The 16,925-nt window shown below is 55.3% G+C and carries 16 protein-coding genes; 10 read left to right on the top strand and 6 right to left on the bottom strand.

From position 1 onward, the window contains the following. Window positions 1-95: 95 nt before the first annotated feature. The 9 genes from LMS44_RS09345 to LMS44_RS09385 all read left to right on the top strand — a co-directional run bounded on the left by LMS44_RS09345 (window position 96) and on the right by LMS44_RS09385 (window position 9,270). A complete protein-coding gene (locus LMS44_RS09345) occupies window positions 96-902 on the top strand; it encodes an ABC transporter ATP-binding protein (protein WP_278371321.1) in 807 nt (268 codons plus the stop codon). Further along, window positions 899-1,642, top strand: a complete 744-nt coding sequence (locus LMS44_RS09350; protein WP_278371322.1) for an ABC transporter ATP-binding protein — start codon at window positions 899-901, stop codon at window positions 1,640-1,642. The genes LMS44_RS09345 and LMS44_RS09350 overlap by 4 nt, the downstream gene beginning before the upstream one ends. Window positions 1,643-1,787: 145 nt before the next feature. Next, window positions 1,788-3,011: an ABC transporter substrate-binding protein gene (locus LMS44_RS09355; RefSeq protein WP_022523808.1), complete on the top strand. Its 1,224-nt coding sequence runs from the start codon at window positions 1,788-1,790 to the stop codon at window positions 3,009-3,011. A 101-nt stretch (window positions 3,012-3,112) separates the two neighbouring features. Continuing rightward, on the top strand, window positions 3,113-4,000 hold the full coding sequence (locus tag LMS44_RS09360; protein WP_022523807.1) for a branched-chain amino acid ABC transporter permease: 888 nt from the start codon (window positions 3,113-3,115) through the stop codon (window positions 3,998-4,000). A gap of 2 nt (window positions 4,001-4,002) precedes the next feature. Next, the gene (locus tag LMS44_RS09365) at window positions 4,003-4,995 is read left to right on the top strand and encodes a branched-chain amino acid ABC transporter permease (RefSeq protein ID WP_027959159.1); all 993 of its coding nucleotides are present in this window, start codon (window positions 4,003-4,005) and stop codon (window positions 4,993-4,995) included. A 196-nt stretch (window positions 4,996-5,191) separates the two neighbouring features. Continuing rightward, window positions 5,192-6,346 (top strand): acyl-CoA dehydrogenase family protein, encoded by a 1,155-nt coding sequence (locus LMS44_RS09370; protein ID WP_278371324.1) that lies wholly within the window; start codon window positions 5,192-5,194, stop codon window positions 6,344-6,346. A gap of 53 nt (window positions 6,347-6,399) precedes the next feature. Beyond that, complete coding sequence (locus LMS44_RS09375) at window positions 6,400-7,515, top strand: enoyl-CoA hydratase/isomerase family protein (RefSeq protein ID WP_278371325.1); 1,116 nt, start codon at window positions 6,400-6,402, stop codon at window positions 7,513-7,515. 37 nt (window positions 7,516-7,552) lie between these two features. Next, the gene (gene mmsB / locus LMS44_RS09380; RefSeq protein WP_009286467.1) at window positions 7,553-8,446 is read left to right on the top strand and encodes a 3-hydroxyisobutyrate dehydrogenase; all 894 of its coding nucleotides are present in this window, start codon (window positions 7,553-7,555) and stop codon (window positions 8,444-8,446) included. Window positions 8,447-8,643: 197 nt separating this feature from the next. Then, window positions 8,644-9,270: a glutathione S-transferase family protein gene (locus tag LMS44_RS09385; protein ID WP_022523802.1), complete on the top strand. Its 627-nt coding sequence runs from the start codon at window positions 8,644-8,646 to the stop codon at window positions 9,268-9,270. A 28-nt stretch (window positions 9,271-9,298) separates the two neighbouring features. On the opposite strand, the gene LMS44_RS09390 is transcribed toward LMS44_RS09385, so the two are convergent. Next, window positions 9,299-9,748, bottom strand: coding sequence for an Lrp/AsnC family transcriptional regulator (locus tag LMS44_RS09390; RefSeq protein ID WP_159176679.1), 450 nt, complete (start codon window positions 9,746-9,748; stop codon window positions 9,299-9,301). 106 nt (window positions 9,749-9,854) lie between these two features. On the opposite strand from LMS44_RS09390, the gene LMS44_RS09395 reads away from it, so the two are divergent. After that, entirely contained in the window at window positions 9,855-10,448 is a 594-nt protein-coding gene (locus tag LMS44_RS09395; protein WP_278371327.1) for a LysE family translocator, read from the top strand. 39 nt (window positions 10,449-10,487) lie between these two features. Here LMS44_RS09395 and LMS44_RS09400 read toward each other — a convergent pair whose 3' ends face one another. From LMS44_RS09400 to LMS44_RS09420, 5 genes are all read right to left on the bottom strand, one after another. Continuing rightward, a complete protein-coding gene (locus LMS44_RS09400) occupies window positions 10,488-11,408 on the bottom strand; it encodes a ketopantoate reductase family protein (RefSeq protein WP_278371329.1) in 921 nt (306 codons plus the stop codon). 665 nt (window positions 11,409-12,073) lie between these two features. Further along, a complete protein-coding gene (locus LMS44_RS09405) occupies window positions 12,074-12,934 on the bottom strand; it encodes a helix-turn-helix transcriptional regulator (RefSeq protein WP_159176682.1) in 861 nt (286 codons plus the stop codon). Between the two features lie 114 nt (window positions 12,935-13,048). Further along, the gene (locus LMS44_RS09410) at window positions 13,049-14,017 is read right to left on the bottom strand and encodes an XdhC family protein (protein WP_278371331.1); all 969 of its coding nucleotides are present in this window, start codon (window positions 14,015-14,017) and stop codon (window positions 13,049-13,051) included. Window positions 14,018-14,715: 698 nt separating this feature from the next. Then, window positions 14,716-15,945 carry a benzoate/H(+) symporter BenE family transporter gene (locus tag LMS44_RS09415; RefSeq protein WP_278371332.1) on the bottom strand — a complete coding sequence of 410 codons (1,230 nt, stop codon included), beginning with the start codon at window positions 15,943-15,945 and terminating at the stop codon, window positions 14,716-14,718. Between the two features lie 145 nt (window positions 15,946-16,090). Beyond that, the gene (locus LMS44_RS09420) at window positions 16,091-16,894 is read right to left on the bottom strand and encodes an enoyl-CoA hydratase/isomerase family protein (RefSeq protein ID WP_022523795.1); all 804 of its coding nucleotides are present in this window, start codon (window positions 16,892-16,894) and stop codon (window positions 16,091-16,093) included. Window positions 16,895-16,925: the final 31 nt, after the last annotated feature.

A 16,925-nucleotide genomic window follows, 5' to 3' on the forward strand; every position in this document is an offset into this window, starting at 1 on the left:
TGCACATACACCTTACGTTCAGGTAAGGCAGTAGCAGCCGCTTTTGCCATGCCTGTAAAGAATTAGCACAACAACAATAAGAGGCTTGCCACTCTATGAGTGCAAACGATGTCCTTCAGGGACCTGTCCTCGAAACCCGAGGGCTGACCAAAGAGTTTCGCGGCTTCACCGCCGTGGACGATGTCAATCTCCAGGTACAGGAAGGGCATATTCACGCACTGATTGGCCCCAATGGTGCGGGTAAAACCACCGTATTTAACTTATTGACCAAATTTCTGCCGCCTACCCGCGGCGATATTTTGTATCGCGGCAACTCAATCACCAGTAAAAAATCCAACGAAATAGCCCAGTTAGGGTTGGTGCGTTCGTTTCAGATTTCTGCGGTATTCGCCCATATGACCGCGCTGGAGAATGTGCGAGTGGCCCTGCAGCGCAAACTGGGTACCTCGTTTCATTTCTGGAAATCTGAGAAATCCCTGGATCACCTTAATGAGCGCGCGCTTGAACTACTGGAAGAAGTGGGGTTGCGTGAATATGCCGATACGCTAACGGTAGAAATGCCCTACGGTCGTAAACGAGCGCTTGAGCTGGCCACTACGCTTGCGCTCGACCCCACCATGATGCTGCTTGATGAACCGACTCAAGGCATGGGCGCAGAAGACGTCGACCGCATCGTGGCGCTGATAAAGCGTGTCTCCCAGGGGCGCACTGTATTAATGGTGGAGCATAACCTTAGCGTGGTTAGCCGACTGTGTGATCGCATTACCGTACTGGCGCGGGGCGCTGTTTTGGCTGAGGGCGATTACGAAGCTGTCTCTCGGAATCCATTGGTACGCGAAGCCTATATGGGAAGCGACGCCGCGGAAGAGGATGGTTCTGAAAAAGAGGGAGCAGCCGTATGAATATCGCTGAGGCCGAAGCGCCGGTTGAAAATACGCAAAGCCTGGAAATGTTGCGCGTGCAGGATCTACACGCCTTTTATGGCGAGTCGCACATCCTGCACGGCGTCAATTTTGATGTGAAGCGTGGCGAGCTGGTGACGCTGCTGGGCCGCAACGGCGCCGGACGTAGCACCACATTGAAATCGATCATGAACATGGTAGGGCGCCGAACGGGCTCTATCGTGATTAACGGCAATGAAACGCTGCATATGAAGCCGCACCATATACCGCGTCTAGGGGTGGGTTACTGCCCGGAAGAGCGCGGCATTTTTGCCAGTTTGGATGTCCACGAAAATCTACTTTTACCCCCTACTGTTCGCTCAGGTGGGATGAGTTTAGATGAAATCTATTCCATGTTCCCCAACCTCTACGAGCGGCGGAAAAGCCAAGGCACCCGTCTTTCCGGGGGTGAACAGCAGATGTTAGCCATGGCGCGTATCTTGCGCACCGGTGCGCGCATGCTGCTACTCGATGAAATTACCGAAGGGCTTGCTCCCGTCATTGTGCAGAAACTTGCCGAAGTGCTGGTTCAGCTTAAAGAGCGCGGTATGACCATTGTGCTTGTTGAACAGAACTTTCGCTTTGCGGCGCCCCTTGCGGATCGCCACTTCGTGATGGATCACGGTCAGATTGTCGAAGAAATCAGCGCCGCGCAGCTGCCATCGCGTCGGGAACATCTCAACTCAATGCTAGGGGTATAACACACGGCTAGACACTTAAATGTTCATTCCGCCAACAGTTTCGCTGCTCACAAAACAACAATATTAATCAGTAATTTGCAGTACACACTTTCACGACAGCTCAAAGACTACACAACAACAAAGGCCTCCGGGCCAGGAGACGAATATGACCTTTATGAAAAAAACGCTGGCCGCCAGTATCGCCGTCGCGGCCGCTTCAAGCCTCGCTATGTCTACCGCCCAGGCTGATATGAGCGATGGTGAAGTCCGTATTGGTTACCTTGCCGATATGTCAGGCACTTATCGAGACCTCGCAGGCCCCGGCGGCTTAACCGCCATGGAGATGGCAGTGGCCGATTTTGGCGGCAGTGTAAATGGCGCGTCCATCGTTATTTCCAGTGCAGATGATCGCAACAGCGCTGACGTCGGTGCTAATACCGTGCGTGGTTGGATCGATCAGGATAACGTCGATATGGTGGGCGGTTTAGTAGCGTCTTCTGTGTCCATTGCGGTGACCAAAGTGCTGGAAGAGAACAATGGTCTGGGTATCGTGTCCGGCTCGGCGGCTTCTAGCATTACCAACGAACACTGTACTCCTAACCACATCCACTGGGTGTACGACACCTATCCGCTCGCTAACGGTACCGCCAAAGCCGTCGTAGAGCAGGGCGGCGACAGCTGGTTTATGCTGACCGCAGACTACGCCTTCGGTCATGCACTTGAGTCCGATGTAACCAAAGTAGTGGAAGAGAGCGGCGGTGAAATTGTGGGCGGCGTTCGTCATCCCTTCCCGACTAACGACTTCTCTTCGTACATTCTTCAGGCTCAGGGCTCTGGCGCGAAAATTATTGGCTTGGCCAACGCCGGTGCCGATACCGTTAACGCGATCACTACGGCCAGCCAGTTTGGCTTGACTCAATCTGGGCAGCAGCTAGCAGGCCTGTTGATTTTCTTGAATGACGTTCACGCCCTTGGCCTGGAAGCCACTCAGAACCTGCTGCTAACTACAGGCTGGTACTGGGATATGGATGAGCAGTCCCGCGAATGGGCACAGCGCTATTTCGATGAAGTAGGCCGCATGCCGACCATGGTTCAAGCGGGTATCTACTCCAGCACCATGCACTACCTGAAAGCCGTTGAAGCCGCTGGCACCGACGACCCTGAAACCGTACGTGCACAAATGGCCGAGATGCCTATTGAGGACTTCTTTGCCCGCAACGGCAGCATTCGTGAAGATGGCCGCATGATCCACGACATGTACCTGGCCCAGGTTAAAACGCCGGATGAGTCCACCGGTGAGTGGGATCTTTACGAAATCCTCAGCACCATTCCCGCCGAAGAAGCCTACCGCCCGCTATCTGAAAGCCAGTGCAAATTGGTGCAAAACTAATTTCCCGGCTGAGCTTGAGCCAGATAGCCATCGCAAGTGATGTGTAGAACCGGTTGGCGGCAAGTTGCCGCCAACTGTTTGAGGGCGAGGAGAGTCGCGTTATGACGATGATATTCGGCGTGCCAATGGCCGTCTTCATGGGCCAGCTAACGCTGGGTCTTGTGAATGGCGCCTTTTACGCACTGCTTAGCCTGGGCCTGGCGGTCATCTTCGGCCTGTTGAAGATCGTCAACTTTGCCCATGGGGCGCAATACATGCTGGGAGCCTTCGCCGCGCTATTAGGCTTTCGCTATTTGGGCATTAATTACTGGCTGGCGCTCATATTGGTGCCGTTAGTGGTCGGCGCTTTCGGTGTGCTGCTAGAGCGCTTTTTGCTGCGCAGGATCGCCCATCTGGATCACCTCTATGGGCTGCTGCTGACCTTCGGCTTAGCGCTGATTTTTGAGGGCACGCTGGTCAACTTCTTCGGTGTTTCCGGGGCGCGTTACGCTACACCGGAGATCCTTCAGGGCGGTTTGAACCTGGGCTTTATGTTCCTACCGACATATCGCGCCTGGGTGCTGGTGGCAGCGCTGGCGATGTGCCTGTTTACCTGGTTTATGATTGAGCGTACGCGGTTGGGTGCTTACCTTCGCGCAGGTACTGAGAACTCGCAGCTGATGCAGGCATTTGGCGTTAATGTGCCGCTGCTGATCACGCTTACCTATGGATTTGGGGTTGGTCTTGCTGCGTTTGCCGGCGTGTTGGCAGCGCCGCTCTATCCGGTATCGCCGACCATGGGGTCGAGTTTGTTAATCGTGGTGTTTGCGGTGGTGGTAATCGGCGGGATGGGCTCGATTCTAGGTGCCATTATTACCGGGCTTTCCATGGGCATCATCGAAGGGCTGACCAAGGTGTACTACCCCGAAGCCTCTAATACGGTGATCTTTCTTGTCATGATCCTCGTGCTCATGTTGCGCCCCGTTGGGCTGTTCGGTAAGGAGGCATGAACATGGCAGAATCTCAATCAATGGCGGCGCCATCCGCGGTGCTGGAACGTCAGAAGCGGGCCAAGTTTCGCCGCAATATGTTCTATCTGGCTCTGATTGTGGTGGGTTTGGTCGCGCCATTTTTGGCCTACCCCGTGTTCTTGATGAAAGTGCTCTGTTTTGCGCTGTTTGCTTGCGCGTTCAACCTGTTGCTGGGCTATGCGGGGCTTTTGTCTTTCGGCCATGCGGCATTTTTGGCCACCGGCGGCTACGTAACCGGATACCTGTTGGCGAGCTACCCAGGGCTGACGCCTGAGCTGGGTATTATCGCCGGGACTGTTCTGGCCACCCTGCTTGGGGTGGTGTTTGGGGTGCTCTCCATCAGGCGTCAGGGTATCTATTTTGCCATGGTGACGTTGGCGATCGCCCAACTGGTGTACTTCATGTTTGTACAGGCGCCGTTTACCGGCGGTGAGGATGGCTTGCATGGCGTGCCCCGTGGCGAACTGTTTGGGTTTATCAGCCTGAGCAGTAACCTGGCGATGTACTACTTTGTGTTCGCGATTTTCATCTTCGGCTTCGCGCTGATTCAACGCACGGTGCACTCGCCGTTTGGCCAGGTGCTAAAAGCGATTCGTGAAAACGAGCCTCGCGCGGTATCGCTAGGTTACAACACCGATGCCTACAAGCTAGTGGCGTTCGTCATCTCTGCAGGTTTAGCGGGCTTGGCGGGTTCCACCAAAACCGTGGTCTTCCAGTTGGCTTCGTTGACCGATGCGCACTGGCATATGTCCGGTGAGGTAATTCTGATGACCCTGCTGGGCGGTGTGGGCACCTTGCTGGGCCCGTTAATGGGCGCAGGTATTGTGGTCAGCTTGCAGCATATCCTGGCGCAGTCACCGCTGGGGAATTGGGTTAGCGTTATTCTCGGTATCATCTTTGTGGTCTGTGTACTCAGTTTCCGTAGCGGAATAATCGGTGAGCTGGACAAGATGTATCGCAAAAACTTTAAGTAAGCGTTTTTATTAAATAGCACTCTCTCTGTCCGATTTTGGGCGCCGTTTGGCGCCCTTTTTTTGATTCTTTTATAAGGCCTACGCCTAAGGTCGCAAGTGTTGGCAGGTTGCTTGTAGCCGGGTAAATGGATAAGTTAACGTTAACGTCAATTATAACGACAACAGCAGTGCGCACGCGCATTTGCGGAGATACGCCATGAATTTTGAACTCAACGAAGATCAGGTCGCCTTTGCCGATATGGCGCGGGCGTTTGCCCAAAACGAGCTAGAGCCCCACGCAGCCGAGTGGGATCAAACCTCCTTCTTTCCCGTCGATGTGATTCGTAAAGCAGGCGAGCTGGGCTTCTGCTCTCTTTATGCACCGGAAAGCGTGGGTGGGCTAGGCCTCTCGCGTTTGGATGCCAGCATCATTTTCGAACAGCTCTCCATGGGCTGCACCTCTACCACGGCCTACCTAACCATTCACAATATGGTCACCTGGATGCTGGCGGATTTCGGCACGCCGGAAGCGGTAGAGCAGTGGGGCGCAAGGCTGGCCACGGGCGAGCTGCTGGGTTCTTACTGTTTAACCGAACCTAACTCAGGCTCCGACGCCGCCTCGCTGAAGACTACTGCCAAGCGCGACGGCGACCATTATGTGTTGACCGGCAGCAAGATGTTTATTTCCGGCGCCGGTAGCACCGATTTTCTCGTGGTGATGGCGCGCACCGGCGGTGAGGGCGCCAGCGGCGTTTCGGCGTTTGCGGTCGATGCCAAGAGTGACGGCATTAGCTATGGGCGCAAGGAAGAGAAAATGGGCTGGAACAGCCAGCCAACCCGCATGATCACGTTTGAAGACGTTCGGGTGCCCGCCAATCATCTGCTCGGCAATGAAGGCGACGGTTTTAAAATCGCCATGAAGGGCCTCGACGGCGGGCGTATCAATATTGCTACCTGCTCTATCGGCACCGCCCAGCAGGCGATCCACAAAGCGCGGGAGTATATGCTGGAGCGCAAACAGTTCGGTAAACGCTTAGCCGAGTTCCAGGCGCTGCAGTTCCGCTTAGCCGATATGGTCACTGAGCTGGTCGCTGCACGGCAGCTGGTGCGTATGGCCGCTACCAAGCTGGACGCAGGCCATGCCGATGCACCGACCTACTGTGCCATGGCTAAACGCTTTGCTACCGATGTGGGCTTCAAGGTGTGCGACGAAGCGCTTCAACTTTACGGCGGCAATGGCTATATCAAGGAGTACCCGATGGAGCGCTACGTGCGCGATACCCGGGTACACCGGATTCTTGAAGGCACCAACGAAATTATGCGGCTGATCATCTCCCGCCGGGTGCTGGCAGACGGCGCCACCGAGCTGTAAATGACGATGAATAAGATTACGGTGGATACGATAGCGACGGATAAGGAATGCCAATGAGCAGCGTACTGTTTACCGAACACACCACCCAAGACGGCCACGTCATCGCGGAGATCAAGCTCAACGCCGAGCGTTCGCTCAATGCCTTAACGCTTGAGATGTGTGAAGAGATGTTGCCCCGCCTTCATGACTGGGCCACCGACGAGCGGGTGGTGGCGGTGCTGCTGGATAGCGCAGGCGAAAAAGCCTTTTGCGCCGGTGGCGACGTGGTGAATTTGTATAAAACGATTACCGGCGAGGGCGACCCCAGCTTCCCCGAGCGCTTTTTCGAGACCGAGTATCGGCTCGATTTTCTCTTGCACACTTACCCCAAGCCGGTGATCTGCTGGGGTAACGGCATTGTCATGGGCGGCGGCATGGGGCTGTTAAGCGCCAGTAGCCACCGTGTAGTGACCGAGACATCGCGTTTGGCAATGCCGGAAGTCACTATCGGGCTGTACCCGGATGTTGGCGCCAGCTGGTTTTTAAACCGGCTTCCCAACGGCGCAGGGCGCTTTCTAGCCATGACCGGCTGCCAGATCAATGCGCCAGATGCTGTACATCTAGGCTTGGCAGACCGCTGTATCGCCAGCCACCACCGTGATGTCATGCTGCAGCAGCTGACCGACGCACAATGGGGAGCCGGGGAGAATACCGATGCCAACGGTGTGGTTAACCGCATCATGCGTGAGCTTGAGCAAACATCCCAGCCTGTATTTGCCGAGTTGGAAGCGCCCGTTTACCAGCACTCACCGCTGATTCGCGAATTGATGGATCACGACAGCGTGGAGCAAATTGTCGCCGCTATTACGGCGGTAAAAAGCGATAATCAGTGGTTTGGTAAGGCACAGAAAACGCTGGCCCACGGTAGCCCGGTGTCAGTGAAATTGATTGATGAGCAGCTAAAGCGGGCTAAACATATGTCGCTGGCAGAAGTGTTCCAATCCGAAATGTCACTCTCGGTGCAGTGCTGCCGACACCGTGAGTTCCCCGAGGGCGTTCGCGCACTGCTGGTCGATAAAGACGGGCAACCGAATTGGACGTATCCCGATGTGGCCTCGGTAGAGGAGAGCTTTATCAACGAGCTACTATCTTCCGCATGGTCGCAAAATCCGCTGGCGGATCTACGCTAATATAATCTTCCCATTACCGGCTAATAAGGATAATAAAATGAACACCATCGCATTTATCGGCCTGGGCAATATGGGCGGCCCCATGGCTGCCAATCTAGTAAAAGCGGGCTTTGACGTGCGCGCCTTTGATCTTTCTCAAGAGGCGCAAGAGACCGCCAAAGCGAATGGTTGTGAAGTGGCTTTCTCGGCCCAGGAAGCTGCCACCGACGCCGATTTTATTATTTCAATGCTGCCCGCCGGAAAGCATGTACGCGGGCTATATATTGAAGACGATGCGCCGCTGTTTGAAGTGATCAAACGTGGAGCGCTGGTCATCGACTGCTCTACCATTGACGGTGCCACTGCCCGAGGCGTTGCTGAAGAGGGCGAGAAGCTGGGTATCGGCTTTATCGATGCGCCGGTTTCCGGTGGCGTGGGCGGCGCGCAAGCGGGCACCTTGACCTTTATTGTGGGCGGCAGCGAGGTCGAGTTCAGACTGGCCAAGCCGGTGCTGGAAGCCATGGGCAAAAATATCTTCCACGCCGGAGATCACGGCGCAGGGCAGGTGGCCAAAGCCTGCAATAACATGCTGCTCTCTATCTTGATGGCGGGCACCTGCGAAGCGATCAATATGGGCGTCAAAAACGGCCTGGATCCCGCGGTGCTTTCGGAAATCATGAAGCAGAGCTCCGGCGGTAACTGGGCGCTCAATGTTTACAATCCCTACCCAGGCGTCATGGAAAACGCACCGGCCTCCAAAAACTACCAGGGTGGCTTCCAGGTCGATCTAATGATCAAAGACTTAGGCCTCGCCATGGATGTCAGTCAGCAAAGCGCCTCCGCAGTCCCCATGGGCTCCGCCGCCCGCTCACTGTTCACCCTGCATAAAGCCAAAGGCAATGGTAAACTCGACTTCTCAAGCCTGATGCAGTTTTATCAGGATAAAGAGTGAGGTGTGAGGTGTGAATGGTAAATGGTGAGTGGTGAATAGGTTTTGTAGCGCGTGGTAACGAGTAGCGAGCGCAGCGAGAAACGAGGCACCCGCGAGAGGGCGGCGAAGCCGCCCCAGCTATCCCACCAAAGCCACAGCTTGTCTCCGATCTCAAGGGCGGGCAAACTTAAAGAAACTGCTCATATACAAGGACTGCCATGATCACGCTTTGGGGCCGCAATAACTCCACCAACGTCAAAAAAGTGCGCTGGGTGCTAGAAGAGCTGGATTTGCCGTTTGAGCAGATCCAGGCTGGCTTGGAGCACGGGGTCAACAACACTCCGGAATACCTGGCCATGAACCCCACCGGGCTAGTGCCGCTACTCAAAGATGACGCCACCAACAGCGTGCTGTGGGAATCCAATACGATTATTCGCTACCTTGCCGCGCAGTACGGGCAAAGCAAGCTATGGATCGAAGCCCCCGCCGAACGGGCGCAGGCAGAAAAGTGGATGGATTGGTCAAACAGCACCCTGTCACCCAGGCACCGCACGATCCTGATGGGCTATGTCAGAACCCCACCCGGAAAACGCGATAATGCTGCCATTGAAGCGGGCATGCAGGCGTGTGAAGAGCTGTTTGAGTTGATGGATAACGTGCTGGCTAAACAAGCGTTCTTCTCGGGCAATGAGTTTGGCCTGGGTGATATTGCCGTTGCACCCTTTATCTACAACTTATGGCATATCGGCTTAACCTGGCAGCCGCGCCCCCATTTAGAACGCTGGTACCAACAAATCGCTGAACGTCCCGCCTACCAAAAAGTGGTGGTGATTCCTGTTACGTAAATAGCAGGCTTTGATGGAAGAGTGGGGGTTAGCCTCGCTCATCCTTTGAAGAATTCATCACAATATGGGTAGAGATGGCACTCACATGGGCTTGGGTGCCAAGTACATCGGTATGAAAACGCTTATAGCTGCTGAGGTCTTTGGTTTCCACTCGCAGCAGATATTCAAAAGAGCCTGCAATGTTATGGCACTCAGCTACTTCCTGGGCCACCAACATGGCTCGCTCAAACCCCTCCTGGGCAGCTTTGGTGTGTGACGATAAGCCCACTGTGACATAGGCCACAAAACCTCTGCCCATGTGCTCAGGTGAGGTTACGACACGGTAACCCTTGATTACACCATTTTTTTCAAGCTCTTGAACTCGCCGCAAACAGGCAGAAGGAGAGAGATCAACGCGCTGAGCTAGTTGCACGTTGCTGATTCTTCCGTCCTGTTTTAGTGCTTGCAATATTCTGCGATCAATCGCGTCAATCTTCATGTTTTGTTGCATAAATAGTGAAAAGAGGGTGTGATTAAATCAAAAGTTGCGCCTTGAAGCTCGTAAAATTCCTCTCTAACTACTCATAAACGAAAGGAGAGGCGCAATGACCTCGTCGGTTTTAGCAGCGCTGGCAGCGTTTGCATTTGTCACGACGGTAACCCCAGGCCCTAACAACTTGATGCTGCTGGCCTCTGGCGCCAACTTCGGCTTTAAAAAAACGGTGCCCCATATGTTCGGCATAGTGGTGGGGTTGAGTGGGCTAACGCTTGTGGTGGGTGGTGGATTAATGGCATTGTTTGAAGCCTACCCGGTACTCAACACATGGCTAAGCATCCTCTCGACGGGCTATTTGTTGTGGTTAGCTTGGAAAATCGCAACAGCCGCACCTCTCAACGAGAGCAATCATAAAGGTAGTCCGATGACGCTATTACAAGCCGCAGCGTTTCAGTGGGTAAACCCCAAAGCCTGGGCCATGGGCCTTTCCGCCATTACGCTCTACGCCCCCAACAAATCGATCTTCTCCGTGCTGATGGTGACCAGTGTGTTTGCCATTATCAGCTTTCCCGCCATCTCGGTATGGGCTTGGTTGGGCATCATGGTGCGCCAATGGCTGACCAGCCACCGTCGTTATCGCGTGTTCAATATCACCATGGCTTTGCTGTTAATCGCGTCGCTATACCCGGTGCTAAGCCATTAAGCCTGTACAATGTAGGAATGGGGTAACGCGTGGTAATGCCTAAAAGCTCGCCTCAACCTCCGCCAACTCATTATCCAGCGCCTGCAAAACCTCGCACGCTAACCCATGGCGCTGGGCACTCTCAATCAACGGCCCCAATATAGCCCCGCGCTCGGTGGGGCGTTTGGCCTCCACGTCCTGCAACATCGAAGCCTTATTGTTTGCCGTGTTCTCCACCACCTGCCACACCAACGCCAACCACTCATCTTCACCATTGCCATCATTGGGCGGCGCAATGCCCTCGGCCAACATAATCGCCGCGACTTCATTTACCACCGCCACCATACGGCCCGCATAAGCTTCACCGCGCAACTCGCCGTTACGTACGCTATTCAATGCCACCAGTGGGTTAATCGCCGCGTTCACCGCCAGCTTCTGCCACAAGCGTTGGCGAATATCACTCACCTTTGTGGCGGCAAGCCCTGCCTGGGTTAATGCTTGCGCCAGTTCTTCCGCTAGAGCGCCGTGGTGGTTATTTAAATCGCCCAAAAAGGTATGCCCACGCCCCGCATGCACCACGCCATCATCGCCGGTTAGATAAGCACCTTCGGTTGTTGTCGCACACAACACCGGCCCCGGCCACGCCTGGGTAATACGCGGCTGCGCCAAAAAACCGTTCTGCCACAGCACCAGCGGCGTAATGGGGGATAGGGAGTCAGCAACGCTTTCCAGCGCCGCCTCAGCGCTCATAGCTTTGGTAGTGATATGCACAAGCGCAGGCGGCTCAGGCGCATCAACCGCCAACTGCCCAGCGGTAAGCGAGGATAAGCGCTGGGTACGCGCTTCGCCCTCCGGCGTCATTAACCTCTGCTGCGCGGGCAAGTCACGGCGGCCGATCAGCGCCACTTCTGCAAATGGTGCCAGCGAATGCGCCAATAATCGGCCAATCGCGCCAGGACCAAGAATCCAGTGGGTCGTCATTGTCTAAACATCATCATCAGCGGGAATGCCGACAAGCTTACCGCGTTCAATGTAAGGAGGCGAAGGTAGAAAAAAGCACTAGGAACGGGACTATTTGATAGTGACGCCGGTAAGCATAGTCTGCTAGCGTAAAGCTAAGAAGATTTTGAGGATGGGTTGTTGGTTGGGAAGTCGTGCTAGGTGTGTTTCTTTTAAAAAAGCGTTGAGGAAAGTTTGCTAGCGACCCAAAGCGGTCAATTAATTAAAGCTAATGTAACACCACATAATCTATCCACGAACTCAAATCGACCATTCAGGCTACCCTCTCAAACCCCAAGTATAAGACCAGGTAGTGTCTAAAAAACCCGGGGCGATTCAGTATTGCCAGCCGGATAACACGGCTGCCAGGTAAGCAGGCTACTTGAGGTGGTTAAATATCTATGACTGAGACAATAATAAAGTCCACGTTGAATGCTTCTGTTGCTCCGAGACGAATTGTTCAACGTTTCCTTAAGATATTTACCAACCTAGATAAGTAGGCTTATTGCGGTGAGTGTCGATTTTAGTCTCAGTTTTTGCCGCTGTTTTTGTACAGACTCATATTCAAACGCACAAAGAGCAAGCTCTTTTATCTTTATGTTCGTTGAGCTAGTTTCGCGAAGACCTTGTGGGTCACGCTATCGTGGTCACATCTCTCCTGTCCAATAACTGTCCACTACACATCGATACTGGCTTGGAGATGCGCCAATGTGTTGGCGGAAGAATCGAGTAAAGTGACCCTGCTCGGTAAAGCCAAGGTTCTCAGCGAGTTGGCCTAGAGTACCGCTGCGCTCTCGCTCAAGCCAAATGAAGGCCCGCCGCATTCTCGCATCATTGAGCATGAGCCTTGGTGTCATGCCAGTGTCTTTGCGAAATAAGGTAAAGAAGTGCGCACGGGATAACCCGGCGGCCTTTGCAGCGTTGGCTACGCAATCAGGGTCGTCAAGATGGGTTTGCAGGTAGGCGCAAGCACGGCGGATGCGTGCATCATTGAATCCTTGGCGCATCTGAGTGCCGAGGCGGCACAGGTGCTTCCATTGCGAGAAATCCTCGATAAGCTCGATTAGAAAGTCGAATAGTAAAAATTCAATGTGCTCTCGGGGAATTAGCCCGGCACTATAGGCCTCGGCTATTAACCGGTCGGCCATCGCCCGTTTCTTGCTGTTAAGCTCAATACTAGGCTGGGCAAAAAATCCCGGATGCGAGCTAAGGGCTAACGTATGCTGGGCTTCAGCCAGCCAGGCCGGTTCGATATAGAGTGCGAGAATCTGTGTCTGCTCGGCGCTGGGCTGGTAATCAAAGAAATGCGGCTGCCAAGCGTTGATCAGTACCGCATTGCGGTCGGTAAGAGGTACCTGATAGCCATTGACGTTGAAAAATGTGTCGGAGCCTGACACTTTCACCAGCACATGGCATTCGTGGTGCGAATGGGTTACAAGTGGTCGGTCCATATCGAGGAGGGCGACTCTCCCGAACTTGCCGTGGAAGACGCGTTGCGCGGTGGACATCGCTAGCTCCTTATGGTCGCGGGTGTAGTGGCAGGATGGTGTGCTCTATAAGTTTATCACCCAACCTGCCGCGGCAGGTGTAGGTCGACCAGCGACAAGTCTACTACTTTCGTTTCAGAGCGCATCGCGACCTTTCCCGTGATAAACGCGCAGTACGTCGGCGACCACTGACAAGGCGATCTCGGCAGGCGTTTTGCTGCCGAGGTCAAGCCCGATAGGCATGTGGATACGCGCGATCTGCTGTGAAGACAGTCCGCCGACCCGGCTCAGCCGTTCAGCACGCCGGATGGAGGTTTGCCGCGAGCCCATAGCGCCGATGTAAAAGGCCGGAGAGCGCACTGCTTCCATCAGCGCCAGGTCGTCGATGCGTGGGTCGTGGGTCAGTGCGACCACAGCGGTAGCTTCGTGGCAATGGCCAGCGGCGATGAATTCGGAAGGCAGCACTGGATGTACTTGAACTCCCTCGGGTGGGCGTCGCAGCATCTCTTCGCGCGGATCACAGGCAATCACCTCACAGCCGATGGTACGAGCGAAGCTGGCGCAGTATTCGGCCACCGGCGACAACCCGGCAAGAATCATCCTAAGCACAGGGCCGATGCGTATTCGCACGCGTTCGTTCAGGAGCTGCGCAATCTCGCCGCCATGATCGTCCGCCATGAGCACGAAGGCACCGGAGGACAGGTCGAGTTCACGCACCAACCGATGTTGGCCGAGCAGTGCGTTGTACATGCCCTGCAGATGGTCGACCCAGGTTTTGTCCGGTGCGCGATGCTCGACTAGTACCTTAAGAACACCGCCGCACGGCAGTTGCAGCCGCTGACGCTCTTCATCGCTCTCCCCATACAGGACGATCTGGGTCGGTGCACGCAGCTCGCCGTCAGCGAGACTTTCGAGAAAGGCTTCCTCGACGCAGCCGCCCGAAAGGGAGCCGGTGAGTTGGCCGTCCGCCCGCACGGCCAGCATCGCGCCGGGTGTACGGGGTGCCGAGCCGTAGGTTGAAAGCACCGTGCACAGCCAAAAGGAGTGACCCTTGCGAGCCCACTGCAAAGCGGTGTGAACGACCTGAAGGTCGAGTTGACGCATAACAGCATCCTCGTTATGGGCGCGGTCGCATGAGGCGCCGCGTAAGTCTGTAATGTCTACGGTTCTGCACATCCACGTTGCTACTGAAGAGTATGCCCGGATTTTATAGCTAAGAGACCGATGTGGCCGTTCTTCGTTGTAGCACCGGCTCTAGCGGCGTTTGATAATGGCTCTGGCTTAGCCCAAGGCCCCTTTTTTCACCGCAGCTCAGACTCATGCTGCTCTCAGGGATCAACAGGGCTTGCCCTGAATCAGTTTTTTTATGTTGCGCTGCGCCTCCTTTATCTAGGTTTAGCCCTTGACCTCGGGAGTGATGAGGTCGTTTTTCATCTTATTCTTTATGTCTGCACTATAGCCTGTGCAGCTCTGGAGAGGAGTGTTCCAGTCAGTTAACCTTCGAGGCACTGATAGCTGGAACCGAATTTGGTCACGCGCCGACAATTCATTGAGAACCCCATAGCCAAGCTCGAATATCTGTTAGTTATAGTTGTGTTTATATGAATCGACATCGCCTGTACGGAACCGACCGTATTGCGACGACACCACAAATGCCGCTGCAGGGCGTGGTCGTCGTCCTGACCGGCTTGAGGAAAAATTAGGAATATAGGTAAAGCACTGTTTATTAATGAATTTTGGTGCGCGTAATCACAGTCCACTAAAGGCGACTACCGTGCGCCTGGTACGGTAGTCGCATCCGATCAGCGCTTGATTTCGCCCAGTAGCCCGGATACCAACACTCCAAACAACAGTGCCCAGAATGGCGAGCTGATGCCCATGAAGGAGAACTGACTCATCGCCACGGCTAGCGCAATAAAGGCGCCGATCTGGCAGTAACCGCCCTTTTGGAAGGCCTGCTGCAGTGCGCCGAGCAGTACGCCCAGCATGGCCAGGCCAGCGATCACGACGATCAGCGCCTTGGGGAAAGCCAGGATGAATGGTACGGCAAGCCCGGCGAATAAGCCGAACAGCGCGAACAGCGCACCGTTCACCAAGGCTGCACCATAACGCAGGTTGCGGTCCTCACCGGCCTGCTCAGAGGAGCATATGGCGGTCATCGGGCCGGCAATGTTAGCGTTGTGACCGCCGAGTAGCCCGGCGAGCATGCCTCCGATGCCACTGATTACCGTCATTGCATTGACCGGAGGGCGGTAGCCCTCTGTAATCAGCACACCGGTCGCCTGAGCGTTTTCTGCACCAATCACCAGTGCCGTCAGCGGGATGGTGATAGCCAGGAAAGCGTCCAGAGAGAAACTAGGGAGGGTGAAAGCCGGCATGACGAAACCGATATTCACGTCAGCCGGCTGCAGTTGGCCCATGGCGAAGGCCAGGACCAGCCCAAAAACGCCAGCCACCAGCACCGGTGGTACCGATTTGGCGAACCGAGTAACGAGGAAGAAGCTCAGCGCCGCGGCTCCTGCGATGATGGGCGCGGTGACAACCGAGTCCACCGCACCGGTGGCGAAGCGGATCAGCGCACCTGCGATCATCGCCATCACGATCGGCATCGGTAGCCAGCGCATTAACCGGCCGATCAACCCGGTGACACCGAGGATCAGCACTAGCAGGCCGCTCATGATGAAGGCCCCGATAGCCTCGCTGAAGGGAATGACACTGAGCGAACCGACCAGGATCGCTGCGCCGGGAATGGTGTAGGCACCGCAGATCGGCTGACGATAACGCAGCGCCATGAAAAGGCTGATCAGGCCGCCCAGCACGTACACGGCGAACAGCCAGGCGACCGTCTGGCCATTGGTCAGGCCCCCTGCTTCGGCGGCATTGATAATGACCAGCGCAGGGCCAGTGCAACCGAACAGCGCGGCGACAACACCTGCACTGATGGACTTCGAGTTGAATGCATGGCGCAAGGGGGTCTTCGTAACTGGTTCGGCATGGGAAGCGTTTGCATCGGGTGCGACGGGGCTAGACATGGGTGTGCTCCGCTAGTTAATTGTTTTATAAGAGTCAGGGCGGTTTGGCATACGGTGGCGGGGCGCTTAGCGCTTAGCCCATACAGGCCATCAGGTGCTAGGTCGACGGTTGCCCAGACGTGCAACCGTCGCAGTCACATAGGTATTACTCGCCGCGGAATACGGCCGGACGCTTGCTGTGGAACGCCTCGACGCCCTCCTTGAAGTCCGCCGAGCTACGCAGGCGGCTGTAGCAGTGGCCTTCCATCTCAATGGCGACCTTTAGTGATGCGTCCTCGTTGTCGTTGATCAGTTTCTTCGCCGTACGCTGGGCGAGCGGCGAGAATCGGCGCAGTTCATCGACCATCGCATCGACGGTGCTTTCTAGATCTGCGTCGGGCACGCACTCTGTGACGAAGCCCCAGTCATAACCTTGCTGGCCGGAGATGCGCTTGGCGCGCATAACGATGTGCTTGGTGCGTGTGATGCCGATCATCTTTTGTAGCCGAGCCGAGCCGCCAGAGCCAGGAATCTGGCCGAGGTTTTGCTCGGGCAGAGCATAGCGGGTGGTTTCCGACGCAATGCGAAAATCGCAGGCCAGCGACAGCTCGAAGCCGACGCCGAAGGTGTAGCCGCGGTTGGCCACGATCACCGGCTTAGTGCACCGCTCCGGCGCGGCGACGTTCCAGGCCAGCTTAGAAACGTGCTCCGGCGAGGCCTCCAAAAAGCCTTTGATATCGCCGCCGCTGGAGAAGTGTTCGCCTTGGGCACGTAACACGATCACCCGGATCCCGGAATGGGCATCAAACGCTTCAAAGACCTGGCGCAGGATGTCACGCTGGCTCATGGCGATGACGTTGAACGGCGGGCGGCCGAGGATGATGTCCCCGCGCTCGTGCTCGAGGTTCAGTTCCACGGTGAAGCCGTCGAACTCAGTGCTCAGGAATTGTTCGATCTGCTGAGTATTCATGTAAGCTCTTTCCTCGTGTAAAGCAATAGTG

Origin of the sequence: Halomonas profundus, assembly GCF_020865425.1 — a bacterium.
Taxonomy (GTDB): Bacteria; Pseudomonadota; Gammaproteobacteria; order Pseudomonadales; family Halomonadaceae; genus Vreelandella; species Vreelandella titanicae.

Excerpts from the sequence above, each read along its gene's own strand:
- LMS44_RS09360 (WP_022523807.1), top strand. The coding sequence starts at position 3,113 with ATGACGATGATATTCGGCGTGCCAATGGCCGTCTTCATGGGCCAGCTA.
- LMS44_RS09350 (WP_278371322.1), top strand. The coding sequence starts at position 899 with ATGAATATCGCTGAGGCCGAAGCGCCGGTTGAAAATACGCAAAGCCTG.
- LMS44_RS09345 (WP_278371321.1), top strand. The coding sequence starts at position 96 with ATGAGTGCAAACGATGTCCTTCAGGGACCTGTCCTCGAAACCCGAGGG.
- LMS44_RS09405 (WP_159176682.1), bottom strand. The coding sequence starts at position 12,934 with ATGTCCACCGCGCAACGCGTCTTCCACGGCAAGTTCGGGAGAGTCGCC.
- LMS44_RS09390 (WP_159176679.1), bottom strand. The coding sequence starts at position 9,748 with ATGAAGATTGACGCGATTGATCGCAGAATATTGCAAGCACTAAAACAG.
- LMS44_RS09410 (WP_278371331.1), bottom strand. The coding sequence starts at position 14,017 with ATGCGTCAACTCGACCTTCAGGTCGTTCACACCGCTTTGCAGTGGGCT.
- mmsB (WP_009286467.1), top strand. The coding sequence starts at position 7,553 with ATGAACACCATCGCATTTATCGGCCTGGGCAATATGGGCGGCCCCATG.
- LMS44_RS09370 (WP_278371324.1), top strand. The coding sequence starts at position 5,192 with ATGAATTTTGAACTCAACGAAGATCAGGTCGCCTTTGCCGATATGGCG.
- LMS44_RS09395 (WP_278371327.1), top strand. The coding sequence starts at position 9,855 with ATGACCTCGTCGGTTTTAGCAGCGCTGGCAGCGTTTGCATTTGTCACG.
- LMS44_RS09420 (WP_022523795.1), bottom strand. The coding sequence starts at position 16,894 with ATGAATACTCAGCAGATCGAACAATTCCTGAGCACTGAGTTCGACGGC.
- LMS44_RS09400 (WP_278371329.1), bottom strand. The coding sequence starts at position 11,408 with ATGACGACCCACTGGATTCTTGGTCCTGGCGCGATTGGCCGATTATTG.
- LMS44_RS09415 (WP_278371332.1), bottom strand. The coding sequence starts at position 15,945 with ATGTCTAGCCCCGTCGCACCCGATGCAAACGCTTCCCATGCCGAACCA.
- LMS44_RS09355 (WP_022523808.1), top strand. The coding sequence starts at position 1,788 with ATGACCTTTATGAAAAAAACGCTGGCCGCCAGTATCGCCGTCGCGGCC.
- LMS44_RS09365 (WP_027959159.1), top strand. The coding sequence starts at position 4,003 with ATGGCAGAATCTCAATCAATGGCGGCGCCATCCGCGGTGCTGGAACGT.
- LMS44_RS09385 (WP_022523802.1), top strand. The coding sequence starts at position 8,644 with ATGATCACGCTTTGGGGCCGCAATAACTCCACCAACGTCAAAAAAGTG.
- LMS44_RS09375 (WP_278371325.1), top strand. The coding sequence starts at position 6,400 with ATGAGCAGCGTACTGTTTACCGAACACACCACCCAAGACGGCCACGTC.